We start from the raw sequence: 18,149 nt of genomic DNA, 5'->3' as shown, positions 1-18,149 counted from the left end.
AGCCGCCTTGTGCCAGGTGCGGCAGCCGGTAAAGTTGCAGTTCACGTCAGGAGGGTGGTCATGGTGGAACCGATCAGGTGGGGCATTCTGGGCGCGAGCGCCTTTGCCCGCAAGGACATGGCGCCTGCCATTCATGCGGCCCGCGGGGCGGAGTTCGTGGCGCTGGCGACGTCATCGCCGGATAAGGCAGAAGGCTTTCGGGCGTTTTGCCCGTCGCTGCGGCTGCATGACGGTTATGACGCGCTGCTGGCGGATCCGGCGATCGACGCGGTCTACATCCCGCTGCCCAATCACTTGCATGTGGAATGGTCGCTGAAAGCACTTGAGGCGGGCAAGCATGTGCTGTGCGAAAAGCCCATGGCGATGGCGGCGGGAGAATACGACGCGCTCATTGCGGCGCGCGATGCGTCGGGACGTTTTGCCACCGAAGCCTATATGATCGTGCACCATCCGCAGTGGCAGCGGGCACGCGCGCTCTATGAGGACGGCGCCATCGGTCGGCTGATCCATGTCGAGGGGCTGTTCGGCTATGACAACGCGGACGCGCCCGGCAACGTGCGCAACCGGCCCGAGACGGGCGGCGGCGGCATTCCCGACATCGGGGTCTATACCTATGGCTGCACCCGCTGGCTGACCGGCGAGGAGCCGGTGGAGATCACCCATGCGGACGTCGATTTCGAGAATGGGGTTGATGTGCTGGCCCGCGTGTCGGCGCGCTTTCCCTCCTTTTCTGCCCATTGGGTGAATTCGATGCGGATGCATCCGTGTCAGGAAATGACATTCGTCGGCTCCGAAGGGATCATCAAGTTGACCGCGCCCTTCAACCCGGCGCGCTTTGCCACCGCGCGTCTGGAAGTGCAGCGCAATGCGCACGGGCGGGCCGGTGCTGCGGCAGTGACGGAGGAACGGTTTCCCGGTGTCGATCATTATATACTGCAGGTCGAGGCCTTTGGTGACCACGTGCGCAATGGCGCGCCCTATCCCTGGCATCTGGAGGATGCGCGGGGGACGCAGGCGGTGATTGACGCGGTCTTTGCCAAGGCTCGGGGTGCGGGTGGCTGACCGGCCCTTCGGGGAGGATTTTTTGAACCAGAGAAGGGACGCATGATGGCAGGTGGATGGGCCAAGGACGGCGCGGTGTCGGAACAGATCGAGGCGTCGATTTCTGATGAGTTGGCGCGGATGAAGGCGCGCCGCGCGCCCGTGGGCGAGAGCCTGACCCATTGCGCGGAATGCGAGGAGCCGATCCCCGAGGCGCGGCGCAAGGCGCTGCCGGGGGTGAAGCTGTGCATCGACTGCGTGGCCGAGCGCGATGCGGCTTTCAAGGCACGCGGCGGGATCAACCGGCGCGGGTCGAAGGACAGTCAGTTGAAGTGAGGGCGTTCCGATGTTTATGGATTTGAAGACGGCGCGCATATTCTTTGACGTCGTTGGACCGGGGTTGGAGCCGCGAGGCGCGGAAATGGTGGCGCGGCCCACGCTGCTGGTGCTGCACGGCGGCCCCGGCTTTGACCATTCGACGCTGCGCCCCTATTTCGACCGGTTTTCGGATGCCTATCAGGTGATCTATCTGGATCACCGGGGCTGCGGCCGGTCGAGCGGCGCGCAAGAGACATGGAGCCTGGACCAATGGGCCGACGACATTGCTGCGTTTTGCAAGGCGCTTGGGATCGAGGCGCCGCTGGTCTTTGGCCAGTCCTTTGGCGGGATGGTGGCGATGCACTATGCCGCGCGCCATCCGGAGGGGCCGGCGAAGGTCATCCTGTCCTCGACCGCGGCGCGGTTCCGGCTGGATGCCACCATGGACATGATGCGACATCTGGGCGGGGACGCGGCAGCGGCGCTGGCGGAACAGTTTTTTACGACCCCGTCAGAGGAGATCTATGCCGCCTATGGCGAGACGTGCCTCCCGCTTTACACGCAGTCGGTGGATCCGAATGCCGGGGCGTTCCGCGCCCGTGCCATCGAGCGGCCCGAGGTGGCTGTGCATTTCTTTGAACACGAGATGAAGGATATGGATCTGCGCGCCGGTTTGTCGGCCATCACATGCCCTGTGCTGGTCCTGGGCGGCGCGGTGGATCCGGTCACGCCGCCGATCTGCGCGCGCGAGATGGCCGAGGCTGTCGGCGCCAACGCGACGTTGCAGATGTTTGAGGGCTGTGGCCACGGGGTGCACCGTGACGATCCAGAGGGGGCAGAGCGCGTGATGCGCGCGTTTTTGGCCGGGGCCTGACGCCGCTCAGGGTGCCCCGTCGCGCGCTGGCCGCGCCCGGGTCGGTGAACCGTTGCCGCACGCCGGGCACCATCGCCTTGCGTGTGCCTAATCCTCCATCGCTTCCAGTTCGTCGATGAAGCCCGAGATCATGCTCAGCCCCTTGTCCCAGAATTTCGGGTCGGAGGCGTCGAGGCCGAAGGGGGCCAGCAATTCCTTGTGGTGTTTGGAACCGCCCGCCTTGAGCATGTCGAAATACTTGTCTTCGAACCCCTCTGCGCCCTCTTCGTAGACCGAGTAGAGCGCGTTCACGAGCCCGTCGCCGAAGGCGTAGGCGTAGACGTAGAAAGGCGAGTGGACGAAGTGCGGGATATAGGCCCAGAAGGTTTCGTACCCGTCCATGAACTCGAAGGCAGGGCCAAGGCTTTCGCCCTGCACGCTCATCCAGATGGCGTTGATGTCTTCGGGCGTCAGCTCGCCCCCGCGCCGCGCCTCGTGCAGCTTGCATTCAAAGTCGTAAAAGGCGATCTGGCGCACGACGGTGTTGATCATGTCCTCGACCTTGCCCGCCAGCATGACCTTGCGCTGGGCGTCGTCCTTGGCGCCATCGAGCATTTTGCGGAAGGTGAGCATTTCGCCGAAGACCGAGGCGGTTTCGGCCAGCGTGAGCGGGGTGGAGGACAGCATCTCGCCCTGGCCTGCGGCCAACACCTGGTGGACGCCGTGGCCAAGCTCATGGGCTAGCGTCATCACGTCACGCGGTTTGCCTAGGTAGTTCAGCATGACGTAGGGGTGCACATCCGTCACCGTGGGGTGGGCGAAGGCGCCCGGCGCCTTGCCCGGTTTCACGCCCGCGTCGATCCAGCCTTTGTTAAAGAACGGTTGGGCCAGATCGCCCATGCGCGGGTCAAAGGCGTTGTAGGCGTCCATGACCGTCTGTTCGGCCTCGTCCCAGTTCACGACGCGGGGGTCTTCCATCGGCAGGGGCGCGTTGCGGTCCCAGACCTGCATTTTTTCCAGCCCCAGCCATTTGCGTTTCAACTCGTAATAGCGGTGGCTGAGTTTGGGGTAGGCGGCCACGACGGCGTTGCGCAGGGCCTCGACCACTTCGGGTTCGACCTGGTTCGACAGATGGCGTCCGGTCTGCGCGGTGGGCATGCCGCGCCAGCGGTCCAGAATTTCCTTTTCCTTGGCTTGCGTGTTGTGGACGCGGGCGAAGGTCTTGATATTGCCGGAGAACACTTCGGCCAGTTCGCGGGCGGCTGTTTCGCGTTTCTTGCGGTCGGGGTCGGTGAGGAAGTTGAGCGTGCCCTCGATGTTCAGCGCCTCGCCGTCGATGTCGAAGGTGAGGCCCGCAATGGTTTCATCGAACAGACGCTCCCACGCGTCGCCGACGACGCCAAGGTCGTGCAGGAATTTCTCCATCTCGTCAGAGAGTTGATAGGGCTTCATCGCCCGGATCTTGTCAAAGACGGTCGTGTAGCGGGCAAGGTCGGCGTTCTGGTCGAGAAGACCGTTCAGGTGACCGTCGTCGAGGCGGTTCAGTTCGAGGGTGAAGAACACCAGCGGCGTGGTGAAGTTGGTGATCTTCTCCTGCATGTCGGACATGAATTTGGCCCGGCCCGCATCGGTGGTCAGCTGGTAATAGCGCAGGCCCGCATAGGACATCACGCGCCCCGCCACCTGGTTGATCCGTTCCTGGCGCTGGATGCAGTCGAGCAGGCCCTTGGCGTCGAGATCGGCCAGCTTGTTTTCATAGTCGGCGGCGAAGCTTTTGCAGGCGTCTTCGAGCCAGTCGAGGTCGCGTTTCAGCTCGGGCGCATCTTCGCCCGTGTAAAGGTCATCGAGGTTCCATTCGGGCAGGTTGCCCAAGGGTTGATCCCCGGTGCTGGCGTTGGCGTCGCGGACGGGGAAAGGGAGTTGGAACATGTGTGAGCACCTTTGATGACGTGTTGCGCCCATAGGTATGGGGGGCGGGCCTTGGGGGCAAGGGTTTCGCCGCAGCGCGCTGCGGCGACCGGCTGGGGCTCTGCCCCAGACCCCGCGGTTTATCTGGCGAAATGAAGATGGATCAGGGCATGAAGAGGCGGTTCGGTGTGTCGACGAAGATCTTTTGCCGTTCTTCTTCGGTGGTGATGTGGCTCAGGCTGTCGGCGAGCGTGGCGGCCTGTGGCATCTGCGCGCCGTTCAGCATGATGTGGGGCCAGTCCGAGCCCCAGAGGCAGGCGTCGGGGTTGGCGTCGATGAGGCGGCGCATCACGGGGTGAGTTTCGGTGATGTCGTCCGTGAGCCGGTAGGGGGCGGAGAGTTTGATATAGGCGTGCCCCTCGGCCACGAGAGCGCAGAGTGTGTCGATGGCTTGGGTATTGGCGGCAAGCGTCGTGGGCCAGCCGCAATGGTCGACGACAAGCGGGACGGGCAAGGCGCGGATGTCATCCGCCAGTTCTTCGATGTGTTTGTCGGCGTGCAGAAGCATCTGGATGTGCATGCCGTGATCGGCCAGCGCGGGTGCCATCGCCTTGGCCCCGTCCCAGGTGAGCACGCCGCCGTGGACGTAGTTGAGCCGGACCGCGACGATGTTGTTGTCCGCGAAATGTTTGATGTCTTGGGCTGCTGCCCCGTCGGGCAGGAGGCCCACGCCCTTGAACCCCTCGCCCATGGCGCGGACGGCGTCGCGCGTGACGGTGTTGTCGGCGCCATAGAGGATGGAGTGAACGATCAAGCTGTGCGTGCATCCCAGCGCGTCCAGATGGGCGCGGTAGCGGTCAAGCCAACCGTCGAAGTCGATCCCATCGGGCGGGTTTTGCGCGCGGGTGGGCGAGAGGGGATGTTTGGGGCCGCCCAACAGGTGCACATGGGCGTCCCATGCGCCTGCGGGCAGTTCTGTTTTCGGTTGGGTCGGCGCGGGGGGCGGCGGGGCGCTATCCATAAATGCTCAGCATCTCGTTCAGGTCGTCGAGGCTGTTGGCCTCGGACACGGGTTTGTCGTGGCGCCACCGTGACATGCGCGGAAAGCGCAGCGCCACCCCCGATTTGTGGCGGGTCGAGGCCTGGATCCCCTCGAATGCGATCTCGAACACGTGGTGCGGCGTGACCTGCCGCACGGGGCCGAACCGTTGCTGCGTGTTCTTCTTGACCCAGGTGGTGATCTTGCGAAACTCATCGTCCGTCAGGCCGGAATACGCCTTGGTAAACGGCACCAACTCGTTGCCCTTCCAGACGGCAAAGGTGAAGTCGGTGAACAGGTTCGCGCGCCGTCCGTGACCCGATTGGGCGTAGATCATCACCGCATCAATGGTCAGCGGGTCAAGCTTCCATTTCCACCAGTCACCTTTCTTGCGACCGGTCAGGTAGGGGCTGTCCTTGCGTTTCAGCATCAGCCCTTCGGCCTGTGCATCGCGTGCGGTGATGCGGATGTCTGCCAGCGCGTCCCACGTGTCGAAGGGCACTGTGGGCGAGAGTTTCACTGGCGCGTCGTCCGGCAAGGTTTTACAAAGAATTTCCAGGGTTGCGCGACGGTCTTGCAGCGGCTTTTGCCGCATATCCGCGCCCTCCCATTCGAGCAAGTCATAGGCATAAAGGATCACGGGCGCCTCGGTCAGCAGCTTTTTCGGCACCGTCTTGCGCCCAATCCGCTTTTGAAGCGCGTTGAAGTTCTGGGGCGCATCATCGCCCCAGGCCAGCAGCTCGCCATCGAGCACGGTGCCCTGCGGGATGAAGTCGCGCGCGCGGGCCAGTTCGGGGAAGCGGTCGGTCATCAACTCCTCGCCCCGGGACCAGACGAAATGCGCGCTGCCGCGCAGGATCAGCTGGCCGCGGATGCCGTCCCATTTCCAGTCCGCCTGCCACTCTGCCGGATCGCCCAGATCCTCTGGCGCGCCTTCCAGCGCGTAGGCCAGGTAGAACGGATAGGGGCGCGAGGCGTTGGCGGCGGGGTCGTCCTGTTCCACCAACTGCGCCCATGTGGTCGTGGCCGGGTCCCAGTCGCCCATCAGGCGGTGCGCCATCTCGGCCTCGTCCTTGCCGGTGGCGCGGGCCAGGGCGCGGGTCATCAGTTTCTGGCTTACCCCGATGCGGAAGCCGCCCGTCAGCAGCTTGTTGAACAGGAAACGCTGCGTGGGGTCGAGCGACGCCCAAGCATCGAGGACAAAGGCCTTGCGGTCGTCGTGTTGCCCATTGGCAATGCCCTGCAACGCCTTGATCCAAAACGACAAACCGTGATCGGTTTCGGTCTGCGGCGGGGGCAGGACCAGCGCGATGGTTTCGGCCAGATCGCCGACGATCGGGTAGGCTTCCTCGAACAGCCACAGCGGGATGCCCGCCACCTCGGCCCCCCATTCGCGCAAATGCGTCGTGGTCACCGCGCGTTTGGGGCGGCGGCCGGAAAAGATGGCGATGGTCCAGATGCGGTCGTCTTCCGGGGCCTCCTGGAAATAGGATGTGAGAGCCGCGACCTTGACGGTTGTCTTGGTGGACTGGTCGATGGCGTTGAAGAGGGCCGCAAAGCGTTTCATGCCGCTTCATCCTCGGCATCTTCGCCGCCGAACTCGGTTTGCAGGACCTGGGCGTTCCAGCCCTGGTCGTTCAGATATCGCGTGAAGATGTCCGTGTAACCGTGGGTAACGTATATGTTTTCGGCCTCGGTCGCTGTGATCGCGGACAGCAGTCCCGACCAATCCGCATGGTCCGAGATGACAAAGCCGCGATCCCCGGCCCGCCGCCGCCGAATGCCGCGCAAGGCCATCCAGCCAGAGGCAAAGGCGTTTTCCTGCGCCCCGAACTTCCGTGCCCAGGCAGACCCCAAGGCCGAGGGGGGCGCCAGCACCAGGCCACCGGTATGGGCCTTGTGATCGAAGTCCGCCCCTGCCTGCACCGTATCGGGCAGCGCGATGCCTTGCGCGCGCATCACCGCATTGGTGTTCTCAATGGCCGTATGGGTCAGGATCGGCCCGATCTCGGGGTTCAGCATCGACATGAGCCGCTGCGCCTTACCCAGCGCGTAGCAGCCCAGAAAGGCCGTCTTGCCCGCCGCCTTGCACCCTGCCCACCAGTCATTGATCTGGGCGGCGATCACGTCCTGCGCCTGCCAGCGAAACACGGGCAGGCCAAAGGTGCTTTCTGTGATGAAGTGATGGCATTTGACCGGCTCAAAGGGGGTGGACAGCCCGTCATCGACAACCTTGTAGTCGCCCGAGGCGACCCAGACCTCGCCCGCGACCTCGACCCGGATCTGGGCAGAGCCGGGCACGTGGCCCGCGGGGTGGAACGACACGGTGGCGCCGCCGATGCTCAACGCCTCGCCATAGCGCACCGTGTCAATGGACACATCGCCCAGCCGGTGGCGCATCACCGGGGCGGCCACGTCGGTCGCCAGATACGACCCCATCCCCCAGCGCGCGTGATCAGCGTGGCCATGGGTGATCAGCGCCCTGTCCACGGGCTTCCACGGGTCGATGTAGAAATCGCCAGCCTCGCAGTAGATGCCAGCAGGGGTGAAGGTCAGCGCGCTCATGAGCGCGAACCTAGCATGTCGCCGCAGTCAGACCAGTCTTCACGCGGCGTCGGCGAACCGGTGGGCCAGCGTGTCAAAGATGCCGGCGCGCGTGCGGGCATCTTCCATCAGCACCTCGTGTTCGCCGTTCTGGATCAGGTGCAGGTTGCCGTCGTCCCAGCTGTCCATGCGCTGGTGGATGCGGCCCACATGGACGATGCGCTCGTTCGTGCCCACGAACGTGTCGCAGGGCAGGTTCGGCGCAGGCATGCGTGACAGCGCCAGCGTTTCCTGCAACGCCTCGCGCAGCCAGACAAAGCTGGGACCGCCCAGGGCCAGGTCGGGATGTGCGGTCAGCTGGTCACGCATCATGTCGAACATCTCGACATCCGTGGTCAGCAGGTTGTCGTCGAAATCGGCGGTCAGGATATAGCTGTCGATGATCGTGCCGGGGGGCAGGCGGTGGCCTTGGCCGATCACGGGCATCATGTGCCCCAGCGCCCAAGCGACCGGGCGCAGATGGGGTGAGATCCGTATGCCCCACATCGGGCCGGTGAACCCGGCGGCATTGACAGGCAACCCGTCGTACAGCGCGCGCAGCCCGATGCAGCCACCCATGGAGTGGCCGAGCATAAAGTAGGGTTCGGGCATCCCGAGCGTGCGCGCCGCGTCAAGCACCGCGGCCACATCCTGCTGGTAATCCAGAAACTGGTTCACATGCCCAAGGCGGCGGTCTTCGTGCAGCCGGTCGGCCAGGCCCTGTCCGCGCCAGTCCACCGCGAGGGTGGCAAACCCGCGCGCGGCAAGTGCGGCGGCAGACGGGGCGTATTTCTCGACATATTCGGTGCGCCCCGGAAACAGCAGCACCGTTCCCTTGGCCGGATCGGGCTGCCAGCAGCCCACCCGAATGCGCACCCCGTCCGCCGCCGTCGTCCAATAGGCGGCGCCGGTCAGCGGGGCGGGGTGCACATCGATGAAAAGGGGGGCAGCGTCCAGCGTCATCAGGCCAGGACAGAGGCCAGTTTCATCGCCATGCCCATGTCGCCATCGACCTTCAGCTTGCCGGTCATGAATGCGGCGGTGGGGTTGGTGTCCCCTTCGAGGATCGAACGGAACGTGTCGGCATCTGCGGACAGGGTCACATCGGCGGCCTCGTCTCCGGCGCGCGCACCACTGGCGTCCATCATGATCGCGCCTTCGCCCTCGATGTCGAATTTCGCGGTGCCGTCGAAATCGGCGCCCGCCAGCTTTTCGTTCAGCACGACGACGGCTTCGGTCACTGTGTCACTCATCTTTGATGCCCTTTTCGGTCTGCGGCCGGGTGTGGTCTCTGGATTTCGCGGACCGGCCTGTTACATTCCCTGTTATGGGCACACGCACACGCAAACTCTACCCTGTCGTCACGGCACTTTTACTGACAGTAGGGAATTCCTTACCCGCCATCGCGCAATCATCCGTTGACGAGATGCTGGAGGCGCTGCAAAGCGCCGAACCGGCAGAGGCGACACGCCTGACGCGAGAGATTGAGCGGGAGTGGTCGCAATCGGGCTCAACCGCGCTCGACATGCTCTTGCGCCGGGGCCGTGCCGCGCTTGAGGAAGACCAGCCCGACGTCGCGATCGAGCATCTGACCGCCCTGATCGACCACGCGCCGGACTTTGCCGAAGGCTGGCACGTCCGCGCGACGGCGTTTTACATGAAGGATCTTTACGGTCCTGCCATCAGCGATCTGGAAAAGGCGCTGACCCTGAACCCCGAAAATTACAACGCCATGTTCGGCCTTGGCGTCATGTTCCAGGAGTTCGGCGACAATGTCCGGGCCGAGCAGGCGTTCACCCGCGTTCTCGACTTGCATCCGCACCACGAAAACGCCACCAAGGCGCTTGAGCGGCTCAAGGCCGAAGGCATCGGCCGGACACTGTAAACACGCTCTGTAGTCACCGGGGGACAGCCCATGTCGGGCGACGCGCGGGTGGTGGCCGTTCTCGGCCCCACCAACACAGGCAAAACCACCTATGCCATCGAACGGATGCTGGGCCATCGCACGGGCGTGATGGGCCTGCCCCTGCGCCTGCTCGCGCGCGAGGTCTATGACCGCATCGTCGCGCTGCGCGGCCCGTCTGTGGTGGCGCTTGTGACGGGCGAGGAACGGATCGTTCCGCCCCGCACGCAATACTGGGTCTGCACGGTGGAGGCGATGCCCGAAGGCATGGGCTGCGACTTTCTTGCGGTGGACGAGATACAGCTCTGCGCCGATCCCGAGCGCGGCCACGTCTTCACCGACCGGCTCTTGCGCGCGCGCGGCCTGCACGAAACGCTGTTTCTGGGCTCCGACACGATGCGTGGCCCCATCTCCGCGCTTGTGCCGGGCTGCCAGTTCATGCGCCGCGAGCGGATGAGCCAACTGGTCTACTCCGGCCAGAAGAAAATCAGCCGTATGCGCCCGCGCTCGGCCATCGTCGGCTTCTCGGTGGATAACGTCTATGCCATCGCCGAGCTGATCCGCCGCCAAAAGGGCGGGGCCGCGGTGGTCATGGGCGCTTTGTCCCCGCGCACGCGCAATGCGCAGGTGGACATGTACCAGAACGGCGAGGTCGACTTCCTCGTCGCGACCGACGCCATCGGCATGGGGCTGAACCTCGACATCGACCACGTGGCCTTCTCCTCGCTCACCAAGTTCGACGGGCGCCGGATGCGGCACCTTGCCCCCAACGAACTGGCCCAGATCGCGGGCCGTGCAGGGCGTGGGCAAAAGGACGGCACCTTTGGCGTCACGGGCGACGCGCCCCCGCTCGACGACGGGGTGGCGCAGGCCATCATGGACCACCGCTTTACCCCCATCCAGAAACTGCAATGGCGCAACCACGCCCTGCAATTCGGCACAATCGACGCGCTGATCCGCAGCCTCGAAGCCCCCTCAAACCACGAGGTGCTGGTCAAGGCGCGCGAGGCCGACGACCTGCAGGCGCTCAAATCCCTTGCTCAAAGCGCCGAAGTGACTGCCCGCTGCACCGATGCGCCGTCGGTTCGACTGCTCTGGGACGTCTGCCGCGTGCCCGATTTCCGCGGCATCTCCCATCAGGAACATTCCTCCCTCCTCGACGTTATCTTCCGCTACCTGCACGAGCGCGGCACCATTCCAAACGACTGGATGGCCCGCCAGATCAAGCGTATCGACCGCGCGGATGGCGACATAGACGCCATTTCCAAGCGATTGGCGTTTATCCGCACATGGACCTATGTCGCACAGCGCAAAGGGTGGGTAGACGATGAAACCCATTGGCGGGACGAGACCCGCCATGTAGAAGACCGCTTGTCAGACGCGCTTCACGCGAAGCTGACGCAAAGATTTGTAGACCGGCGCACGAGCGTGCTCTTGCGCCGGCTAGGCCAGAAGGAGGCCATGGTGGCCGAAGTAAACGAGCTAGGTGAAGTGACTGTCGAGGGCGAGTTCGTCGGCAAGTTGGACGGGTTCCGGTTTTCCCAGGACAAGGGGGCGGGCGCGGCCGAGGCCAAGACGATCAAGACTGCCGCCCTTCAGGCGCTCGCACCGCATTTCCACCTGCGGGCCGACCGGTTCTACAACGCGCCGGACACCGAACTGGACTTCACCGAACAGGGCGGGCTCATGTGGGGCAGCTCGGCGGTGGGCAAACTGGTCGCCGGACAGGACGCGCTGAAACCGCAAGTCGAAGTTTTCGTTGATGACGTCGCGGGGGCGGACGTCGCCCAAAAGGTCCAACGCCGCCTGCAACACTTCATCGACCGCAAGGTCGCCGCACTCTTCGAGCCGCTGATCGCCATGCAAAAGGACGAAGCGCTGACCGGTCTGGCCAAGGGCTTCGCCTTCCAGATGATCGAGGGCATGGGCGTGCTGCCGCGCGCCACGGTTGCCGATGACGTCAAGGCGCTTGATCAGGATGCGCGCGGGGTGCTGCGCAAACACGGCATCCGCTTTGGTCAATTCACCATCTTCATGCCGCTCCTGCTGAAACCGGCACCCACACGGCTGCGTCTGGTGTTGTGGTCGCTGGCGCAAAACCTTTCGGAATTTCCCGAATCCCCGCCGCCCGGTCTGGTCACCGTCCCGGCCATGACAGACGGTCCGCAGGGCACCGACACCATGTCGGGTTACCGCAACGCAGGCGATCGCGCGATCCGCATCGACATGCTGGAACGGTTGGCCGACATGCTCCGCTCCGAGGATTCGCGCGGCGGGTTCGAGGCCAAGGCCGACATGCTCTCGATCACCGGCATGACGCTGGAACAATTCGCGGGCCTGATGGAAGGGTTGGGCTACAAGGCAGAGAAAGGCGAGCGGGAAAAGGTCAAGGCCGTTGACGCAGTTGTCACGACCGACGCGACCCCGGATGCCACAGATCAGCCCGTCATGGACGCAGCCCAGGCAGAAACGACAGCAGCCGCGACCGAAACGACGACACCGGCGGACACGCCAAACCCGGCAGATGTGCCCGAGGGCACCGAAGATATCGCAGATTCCGGTCAAGCTCCCGTGATCGCAGAGCCTGCCGAAACGCCAGAGGTCCAAGCCGAAATCCCAACCAATTCCGAGACGGAAATCGACCCCGGCACCGCGCCCGACGAAGCCGCCGCAGGCCCGGAGATCGAGGTGTTCTACACCTTCACCTGGGGCCGTCAGCCGGGCGGCAACCGCCGTCCACAACAGGGCGGCAAACCCCGTGGCAAGGGCGCACCCAAAGGCAAGCCAAAGGGCAAGGGACCGCGCCGCGATGGGGGCAGCAAGCCGCAGAATTTCCAGGCCCGTCCGCCGAAAAAGGAAAAGGCGATCGACCCCGACAATCCCTTTGCTGCGGCCCTGATGGGGTTGAAGGACGACAAATAAGTGTCTGACGACGCGGGCAAACTGCGGCTCGATAAATGGCTGTGGTTTGCGCGCTTTTTCAAGACACGCTCGCTCGCTGCGACCCGCGTGGCCGCAGGTGACGTGCGGGTAAATGGCGCGCGTGTCACCAAGCGGTCGACCACGATCAGCCCCGGCGACGTGCTGACCTTTTCACAAGGTCGCGTGGTCCGGATCATCGAGGTCAAAGCCATCGGCACCCGCCGTGGGCCGGCGCCGGAAGCGCAGGCGCTTTACACCGATATGTCTCCTCCGCCCCCACCCAAGGAAACGCCCGTTTCGGAAAACCCCCGGTTCGAGGGAAAAGGGCGTCCAACCAAGAAAGACAGACGGCAAGCTGATCTTTCCCGGTCGCGCCATCTTGAATGATGGCCCACAGTCCTTTAGCTAAACAATGCCCGCTGAGATGAGACACCTCTTATGACCTATATCGTCAACGACTCCTGCATCGCCTGCAAATACACCGACTGCGTCGAGGTATGTCCGGTCGATTGCTTTTATGAAGGCGAGAACATGTTGGTGATCCATCCCGACGAATGCATCGACTGCGGCGTGTGCGAACCCGAATGCCCCGCCGACGCCATCCGCCCCGATACGGAGCCGGATATGGAAAAATGGGTCGAGTTCAACCGCAAGTATTCCGAGATGTGGCCGGTCATCATCACCAAGAAAGACCCGCTGCCCACCGCCGAAGAGATGGACGGCAAGGAGGGCAAGATGGAGCTGTTTTCGGAGAACCCGGGCGAGGGCGGCTGAGCCTTCGAATCGGTCTGAACCTCTGTGCTCCCGCGGAAATCGAGACGATTTGACTTGGAAAATCAGAGGTTTCCCAAAGTTTCCTTTGGGTAAACTTTCGAATCCCCGTTTTTTATGCTATGCTTTTGTAACAACAGACAGATGGATGCTGCCTGGACCTGTCACACGTTTGACCGGTCTGCTTGAAAACTTGACCCGAACCGCACCAAGACGTGGCAGCACTTGCCCCGCCTGATGCGGTTTTGACTGTCAAAAGGCCCGCATCCTGCGTCGCATGAGGATCAGGAATGACAAAATCTAAGAAACTCGACTTCCGCCCCAACGAATACGTGGTCTATCCCGCACATGGCGTGGGCCAGATCACGTCCGTGGAAAAGCAGGAAGTGGCCGGCATCGAGCTGGAATTGTTCGTCATCACCTTCGAAAAGGACAAGATGACCCTGCGCGTGCCCACGAACAAGGCGACCGAGATTGGCATGCGTGCGCTCTCCAGCCCCGACGTGATCGCCCATGCCATGAAAACCCTCAAGGGCAAGGCCAAGGTGAAAAAGGCGATGTGGTCCCGCCGGGCGCAGGAATACGAGCAAAAGATCAACTCGGGCGATCTGATCGCCATTGCCGAGGTGGTCCGCGACCTGCACCGCACCGACGACCAGCGCGAGCAGAGCTATTCCGAGCGTCAGCTCTATGAGGCCGCGCTTGAGCGTCTGACCCGCGAAGTGGCCGCCGTCTCGGGTGGCGACGAAATCGCCGCCGCCAAAGAGGTGGACGACGTGCTCAGCAGCCGGATTGCTGCTTAAAATTCGGTTAACGAAAATCGCAAGTCGTTGAAAACAAACGTGTCCCCGCGGGGACACGTTGTCGTTTCAGGCCATGGCAACCAGCGCCAGCAGCACCGCCACCTCGCTCAGCGCGCAGGTGGCGCCCAGAACATCCCCTGTCTGCCCCGCGATCTTCGCTTTCGCAATCAACCCGACACTCACCGCCACTGCCCCTGCGATCAGCGCCGCGAAGAGCCCCGCAATGCCAAGCAGCACACCGGCTCCGACAACTGCGATCAGAACAGCCCCCAAAACAGCGCCCGTCTCTGGCGCGCCCACGCTGTGCGACAAACCCGTGCTGCGCGCATGGGGCAGCGCCAGCATCAACGGGGTCATCGCCGCGCGGCTCAGCATCAGTGCAGCAATGATCCCGGTCCAATCGACCTCCGCCAGCCCCAACCAGCGCAGGCCCATCACCACGATCAGCGCAAGCACGCCGTAGGCACCGATGCGGCTGTCCTTCATGATCTCGAGCCGCCGGTCGCGGGTCTGCCCGCCCCAGAGCCCGTCGGCGGTATCGGCCAACCCGTCCTCGTGCATGGCCCCCGTCAGCATCAGGAGCGCGCCCAGCAAAACACCCGCGACCATCATCTGCGGCAGTCCAAGCCACGTGAGCGCAAGGCTCATCGCCGACAAGATCAGCCCCAGCACCAATCCCACGAGCGGATAGGCCCAGACCGCCCGCGCGCCATGGGCAAAGGCGTGATCCGGCAGCGTCGGCAGAGGCAGGCGGGTCAGCAACACAAGTGCTGCAGGCACATCCCAAAGCCGCGCGAGCGGTCCCGTGTCGGTTTCATTCTGCGCCATGTCCGGTCCTGACTTGCGAGTGCGTCCGGTTTGGGTAAAGAGCGTTGCACCAACAGGCAAGGACCAGATCCGATGAGCTTCGACAGTTTGGATGCGCTGCGCGCGCTTTTGGCCGACATGCCCGGTCCCGACGGGGACGCAATGGCTGGCGCGGCAGACCGCAACGGGCAGCTGACCAAACCGCCAGGTGCGTTGGGGCGGCTTGAGGATCTGGCGCAGTGGTATGCGGGGTGGCGTGGCAATCCGCGCCCGTCCATTGACGCGCCGCAAGTCATTGTCTTTGCAGGTAATCATGGGGTTGCGGCGCGCGGCGTGTCGGCCTTTCCGCCCGAGGTGACCGTGCAGATGGTCGCCAATTTCGAACAGGGGGGTGCCGCCATCAACCAGTTGGCCAGGACCTTTGGCGCGCGGATGGATGTGGTGCCGCTGGATCTGGACACACCCACAGCCGACTTCACCGAAGGCCCCGCCATGACCGAGGCCGGGGTGGTCGCGGCCCTGCGCGCAGGCTGGGATGCGGTGGCGGAGGAGGCCGACGTGTTGGTGGTGGGCGAGATGGGGATCGGCAACACGACCTCTGCCGCGGCGATCGCGACGCGGCTGTTTGGCGGCGATGCGGGCGACTGGACGGGCCGCGGCACGGGGGTTGAGGGCGATGCGCTGGCGCTGAAGACGCAGGTCGTTGCGGATGGGTTGGCCGCGCATGGGTCTGCAACCGATGGGCTGGACATCCTGATGCGTATGGGCGGGCGTGAGTTGGCGGGGATGGCGGGGGCCATCGCGCGGGCGCGGTCCTTGTGCATTCCGGTGGTTATGGACGGGTTCATCTGCACGGCCGCCGCCGCCTGCCTGGAGAAAACGCAGGAGGGTGCCCTGGATCACGTTGTGGCCGGGCACCAGAGCGCCGAGGCGGCGCATGGTCATATGCTTGAAGCCTTGGGCAAAGAGCCGCTTTTGTCACTTGGGTTGCGTTTGGGGGAGGGAACCGGTGCGGCGCTTGCGATTGGGGTTTTGAAAGGCGCGATTGCGTGTCATTCGGGCATGGCGACCTTTGCGGAGGCTGGCGTGGCTGACGGTTAGGGTCTGTCGGGTGCTCTCTTTGCTGACGCAAATTCGCCCACCCGCCGACCCCGGTTGTGTTTCAGCTTCGGGCTCACCAAGACAGATCACGACTGCGTATGCCAGCCACCCCGTGGAGGAACTGGGTGCCAAGCTCCGGTGCGATCAGCCAAACCGCACAAGGGCCCTCCCGACCCTACCGCTTTATGCGCGCTTCGGTTCATCCTGCCGTTCCGACAGCGCGGCTTCCAATGACTTCTCAAGCGTCTTGGCCCGCTCCACATAGGCGTCGTTCTTGGACGCGGGCACGTTTGGATCCCAGACCTCGGCCAGTTGCCGCACGGCGTCGCGGTCGTGGGCGTAAAAGACCCGTTCGGCCTCTGCCGCTTCGTAATCCGTGAGCCCCAGTTTTTCGAGCGCGTAGCGCCCGGCGCGCAAGGAACTGTCGAACATCTCGCGCACGATGTCGTCGGCGCCCGCCTGATAGAGCCGGTACACATGCACCCGGTCATAGGCGCGGGCGATGATGTGGATGTCGGGCCGCGTCTTGCGGGCATAGGCGACCAGCCGGGTTGCCGCGTCCTTGTCATCGAGCGCCACGACCAGGATACGCGCGGTGTGCAGGCCCGCCGCATGCAGGATGTCGGGGCGGCTGGGATCGCCCAGAAACCCCTTGAACCCGAAGCGGCGCATGAGCGCAATGGTTTCCATGTCGTGGTCCAGAACCACGGTGTTGAAGCCCGACCCTTGTAGCAGCCGGTTCACGATCTGGCCGAAGCGCCCGATGCCCGCGATGATCACGGGGCCGTCCTCGTCGATGTCGTCCGCCTCGATCTCTGCTCCGGCCTCGCCCATGCGGCGCGATTGCAACTCGTAGAGGATAAAGAGCAGGGGCGTGATCAGCATGGTCAGCGCGATCACGAGAAGCAGGGTTTCGGCCACGCCTGTGGGGATCACGCCCTGGCCCACGGAAAAGGCCACCAGGACAAAGCCGAACTCGCCCGCCTGTGCGAGCCCGAGGGTAAAGAGCCAGCGGTCGCGGCCGCGGATCTTGAACGCGACGGCGAGACAGTAAAGCAGCGCGCCCTTGATCGCGATCACCAGGATCGCCATCGACAGGATGGCCGCCCAGGATTCGAAGAGCAGCGTGAAGTTGATGCCGGCACCCACGGTGATGAAGAAGAGGCCCAGAAGCAGCCCCTTGAACGGTTCGAGGTCGGATTCCAGCTCGTGCCGGAACTCGGAACTGGCCAGAACCACACCGGCGAGGAATGCGCCGAGCGCGGGCGAGAGGCCCACAAGCATCATGAGGAAGCTGATCGACACCACGATCAGGAGGGCGAGCGCGGTATACATCTCGCGCAGGTGGGCGGCGTGGATGAAGCGGAAGACCGGGCGCGTGAGGAATACGCCCGCCAGGATCACGGCGACCACGGCCGCGATGGTGACGAGGGTGACGCCCCAGGCGGGCAGCCCTTCGACCAGGCTCATCGTGGCGCCGTGGCCGTGATCACCGGCATGCCCGTCGCCATTGGCCCGGGTGATCGAGCCATCGGAATTCATGTGCAGCGGCAGGGTGACGACCAACAGCGGCAAGAAGGCGAGGATGGGTATGACCGCGATATCCTGCGTCAGCAGGACCGAGAAGACCGACCGTCCGCCGCTGGTCTGCATCAGCCCCTTTTCCGAAAGCGTCTGAAGCACGATGGCCGTTGACGACAGCGCCAGCGTCAGCCCGATGGCAAGAGCGACGCCCCAGGGCTGGTTGTAGGCCAATGCCACGCCCATCAGCGCGAGCGCCGACAGCACGATCTGCAGCCCGCCCAAGCCCAGCAGCTTGTGCCGCATGTCCCAGAGTGCGCGGGGTTCAAGTTCGAGGCCGATGAGGAACAGCATCATCACCACGCCAAATTCGGCAAAGTGCTGCAGGTCTTCCGTCTCGGCCCCGACGAGGCCCAGGACGGGGCCGATGGCGATGCCCGCGGCGAGGTAGCCCAGGACCGAACCCAGCCCGAGCCGTGCGGCGATGGGCACTGCGATCACCGCTGCCGCAAGGTAGATTGATGCCTGATAGAGAAAGCTTTCCATGGTGGACCCTGTCCGTGACAGTCGTGCCCCCAC

At 64.1% G+C, this 18,149-nt stretch carries 17 protein-coding genes; 9 read left to right on the top strand and 8 right to left on the bottom strand.

The annotated features are described in order from the left end of the window. Window positions 1–60 precede the first annotated feature (60 nt). From BWR18_RS09575 to BWR18_RS09565, 3 genes are read left to right on the top strand one after another with little or no spacing between them, the layout of a single operon-like run. Entirely contained in the window at window positions 61–1,062 is a 1,002-nt protein-coding gene (locus BWR18_RS09575; protein ID WP_076627756.1) for a Gfo/Idh/MocA family protein, read from the top strand. Between the two features lie 45 nt (window positions 1,063–1,107). Then, window positions 1,108–1,377, top strand: coding sequence for a DksA/TraR family C4-type zinc finger protein (locus tag BWR18_RS09570; RefSeq protein ID WP_076630232.1), 270 nt, complete (start codon window positions 1,108–1,110; stop codon window positions 1,375–1,377). Window positions 1,378–1,387: 10 nt separating this feature from the next. Further along, window positions 1,388–2,233, top strand: coding sequence for an alpha/beta fold hydrolase (locus tag BWR18_RS09565; RefSeq protein WP_076627755.1), 846 nt, complete (start codon window positions 1,388–1,390; stop codon window positions 2,231–2,233). Between the two features lie 87 nt (window positions 2,234–2,320). Here the strand turns inward: BWR18_RS09565 and BWR18_RS09560 are convergent, their stop codons facing one another. The 6 genes from BWR18_RS09560 to BWR18_RS09535 all read right to left on the bottom strand — a co-directional run bounded on the left by BWR18_RS09560 (window position 2,321) and on the right by BWR18_RS09535 (window position 8,995). Then, the gene (locus BWR18_RS09560) at window positions 2,321–4,141 is read right to left on the bottom strand and encodes a M3 family oligoendopeptidase (RefSeq protein ID WP_076627754.1); all 1,821 of its coding nucleotides are present in this window, start codon (window positions 4,139–4,141) and stop codon (window positions 2,321–2,323) included. Between the two features lie 142 nt (window positions 4,142–4,283). Further along, complete coding sequence (locus BWR18_RS09555) at window positions 4,284–5,141, bottom strand: amidohydrolase family protein (RefSeq protein ID WP_076627753.1); 858 nt, start codon at window positions 5,139–5,141, stop codon at window positions 4,284–4,286. Further along, window positions 5,134–6,726: an ATP-dependent DNA ligase gene (locus BWR18_RS09550; protein WP_076627752.1), complete on the bottom strand. Its 1,593-nt coding sequence runs from the start codon at window positions 6,724–6,726 to the stop codon at window positions 5,134–5,136. The genes BWR18_RS09555 and BWR18_RS09550 overlap by 8 nt, the downstream gene beginning before the upstream one ends. Then, complete coding sequence (locus BWR18_RS09545; RefSeq protein ID WP_076627751.1) at window positions 6,723–7,724, bottom strand: ligase-associated DNA damage response exonuclease; 1,002 nt, start codon at window positions 7,722–7,724, stop codon at window positions 6,723–6,725. Before BWR18_RS09545 ends, BWR18_RS09550 begins: the two co-directional genes overlap by 4 nt. Before the next feature lie 39 nt (window positions 7,725–7,763). After that, window positions 7,764–8,705, bottom strand: coding sequence for an alpha/beta fold hydrolase (locus BWR18_RS09540; protein ID WP_076627750.1), 942 nt, complete (start codon window positions 8,703–8,705; stop codon window positions 7,764–7,766). Further along, window positions 8,705–8,995 carry an SCP2 sterol-binding domain-containing protein gene (locus BWR18_RS09535; protein ID WP_076627749.1) on the bottom strand — a complete coding sequence of 97 codons (291 nt, stop codon included), beginning with the start codon at window positions 8,993–8,995 and terminating at the stop codon, window positions 8,705–8,707. The genes BWR18_RS09540 and BWR18_RS09535 overlap by 1 nt, the downstream gene beginning before the upstream one ends. Before the next feature lie 74 nt (window positions 8,996–9,069). Between BWR18_RS09535 and BWR18_RS09530 the strand changes: the two genes are divergently transcribed. From BWR18_RS09530 to BWR18_RS09510, 5 genes are all read left to right on the top strand, one after another. Then, window positions 9,070–9,627 carry a tetratricopeptide repeat protein gene (locus BWR18_RS09530; protein WP_076627748.1) on the top strand — a complete coding sequence of 186 codons (558 nt, stop codon included), beginning with the start codon at window positions 9,070–9,072 and terminating at the stop codon, window positions 9,625–9,627. 30 nt (window positions 9,628–9,657) lie between these two features. Next, the gene (locus BWR18_RS09525; protein WP_076627747.1) at window positions 9,658–12,567 is read left to right on the top strand and encodes a helicase-related protein; all 2,910 of its coding nucleotides are present in this window, start codon (window positions 9,658–9,660) and stop codon (window positions 12,565–12,567) included. After that, window positions 12,568–12,954 (top strand): RNA-binding S4 domain-containing protein, encoded by a 387-nt coding sequence (locus tag BWR18_RS09520; RefSeq protein WP_076627746.1) that lies wholly within the window; start codon window positions 12,568–12,570, stop codon window positions 12,952–12,954. Window positions 12,955–13,005: 51 nt separating this feature from the next. After that, window positions 13,006–13,341, top strand: coding sequence for a ferredoxin FdxA (gene fdxA / locus BWR18_RS09515; protein ID WP_076627745.1), 336 nt, complete (start codon window positions 13,006–13,008; stop codon window positions 13,339–13,341). A 287-nt stretch (window positions 13,342–13,628) separates the two neighbouring features. After that, window positions 13,629–14,141, top strand: a complete 513-nt coding sequence (locus BWR18_RS09510) for a CarD family transcriptional regulator (protein ID WP_076627744.1) — start codon at window positions 13,629–13,631, stop codon at window positions 14,139–14,141. Window positions 14,142–14,207: 66 nt separating this feature from the next. On the opposite strand, the gene cobS is transcribed toward BWR18_RS09510, so the two are convergent. Then, the gene (gene cobS, locus BWR18_RS09505; protein WP_076627743.1) at window positions 14,208–14,969 is read right to left on the bottom strand and encodes an adenosylcobinamide-GDP ribazoletransferase; all 762 of its coding nucleotides are present in this window, start codon (window positions 14,967–14,969) and stop codon (window positions 14,208–14,210) included. 72 nt (window positions 14,970–15,041) lie between these two features. On the opposite strand from cobS, the gene cobT reads away from it, so the two are divergent. Further along, window positions 15,042–16,049: a nicotinate-nucleotide--dimethylbenzimidazole phosphoribosyltransferase gene (gene cobT, locus BWR18_RS09500; RefSeq protein WP_076627742.1), complete on the top strand. Its 1,008-nt coding sequence runs from the start codon at window positions 15,042–15,044 to the stop codon at window positions 16,047–16,049. Between the two features lie 183 nt (window positions 16,050–16,232). Here the strand turns inward: cobT and BWR18_RS09495 are convergent, their stop codons facing one another. Continuing rightward, window positions 16,233–18,116, bottom strand: coding sequence for a cation:proton antiporter domain-containing protein (locus BWR18_RS09495; protein ID WP_076630231.1), 1,884 nt, complete (start codon window positions 18,114–18,116; stop codon window positions 16,233–16,235). Between the last annotated feature and the right edge of the window lie 33 nt (window positions 18,117–18,149).

Source organism: Tateyamaria omphalii (genome assembly GCF_001969365.1).
Lineage (GTDB): Bacteria > Pseudomonadota > Alphaproteobacteria > Rhodobacterales > Rhodobacteraceae > Tateyamaria > Tateyamaria omphalii_A.
This window is presented reverse-complemented; position numbering and strand designations above follow the sequence as displayed.

Coding starts and splice junctions, on each gene's coding strand:
- BWR18_RS09525 (WP_076627747.1), top strand. CDS start 9,658: ATGTCGGGCGACGCGCGGGTGGTGGCCGTTCTCGGCCCCACCAACACA.
- BWR18_RS09495 (WP_076630231.1), bottom strand. CDS start 18,116: ATGGAAAGCTTTCTCTATCAGGCATCAATCTACCTTGCGGCAGCGGTG.
- BWR18_RS09575 (WP_076627756.1), top strand. CDS start 61: ATGGTGGAACCGATCAGGTGGGGCATTCTGGGCGCGAGCGCCTTTGCC.
- BWR18_RS09550 (WP_076627752.1), bottom strand. CDS start 6,726: ATGAAACGCTTTGCGGCCCTCTTCAACGCCATCGACCAGTCCACCAAG.
- BWR18_RS09540 (WP_076627750.1), bottom strand. CDS start 8,705: ATGACGCTGGACGCTGCCCCCCTTTTCATCGATGTGCACCCCGCCCCG.
- BWR18_RS09565 (WP_076627755.1), top strand. CDS start 1,388: ATGTTTATGGATTTGAAGACGGCGCGCATATTCTTTGACGTCGTTGGA.
- BWR18_RS09535 (WP_076627749.1), bottom strand. CDS start 8,995: ATGAGTGACACAGTGACCGAAGCCGTCGTCGTGCTGAACGAAAAGCTG.
- cobS (WP_076627743.1), bottom strand. CDS start 14,969: ATGGCGCAGAATGAAACCGACACGGGACCGCTCGCGCGGCTTTGGGAT.
- BWR18_RS09510 (WP_076627744.1), top strand. CDS start 13,629: ATGACAAAATCTAAGAAACTCGACTTCCGCCCCAACGAATACGTGGTC.
- cobT (WP_076627742.1), top strand. CDS start 15,042: ATGAGCTTCGACAGTTTGGATGCGCTGCGCGCGCTTTTGGCCGACATG.
- BWR18_RS09570 (WP_076630232.1), top strand. CDS start 1,108: ATGGCAGGTGGATGGGCCAAGGACGGCGCGGTGTCGGAACAGATCGAG.
- fdxA (WP_076627745.1), top strand. CDS start 13,006: ATGACCTATATCGTCAACGACTCCTGCATCGCCTGCAAATACACCGAC.
- BWR18_RS09560 (WP_076627754.1), bottom strand. CDS start 4,141: ATGTTCCAACTCCCTTTCCCCGTCCGCGACGCCAACGCCAGCACCGGG.
- BWR18_RS09530 (WP_076627748.1), top strand. CDS start 9,070: ATGGGCACACGCACACGCAAACTCTACCCTGTCGTCACGGCACTTTTA.
- BWR18_RS09555 (WP_076627753.1), bottom strand. CDS start 5,141: ATGGATAGCGCCCCGCCGCCCCCCGCGCCGACCCAACCGAAAACAGAA.
- BWR18_RS09545 (WP_076627751.1), bottom strand. CDS start 7,724: ATGAGCGCGCTGACCTTCACCCCTGCTGGCATCTACTGCGAGGCTGGC.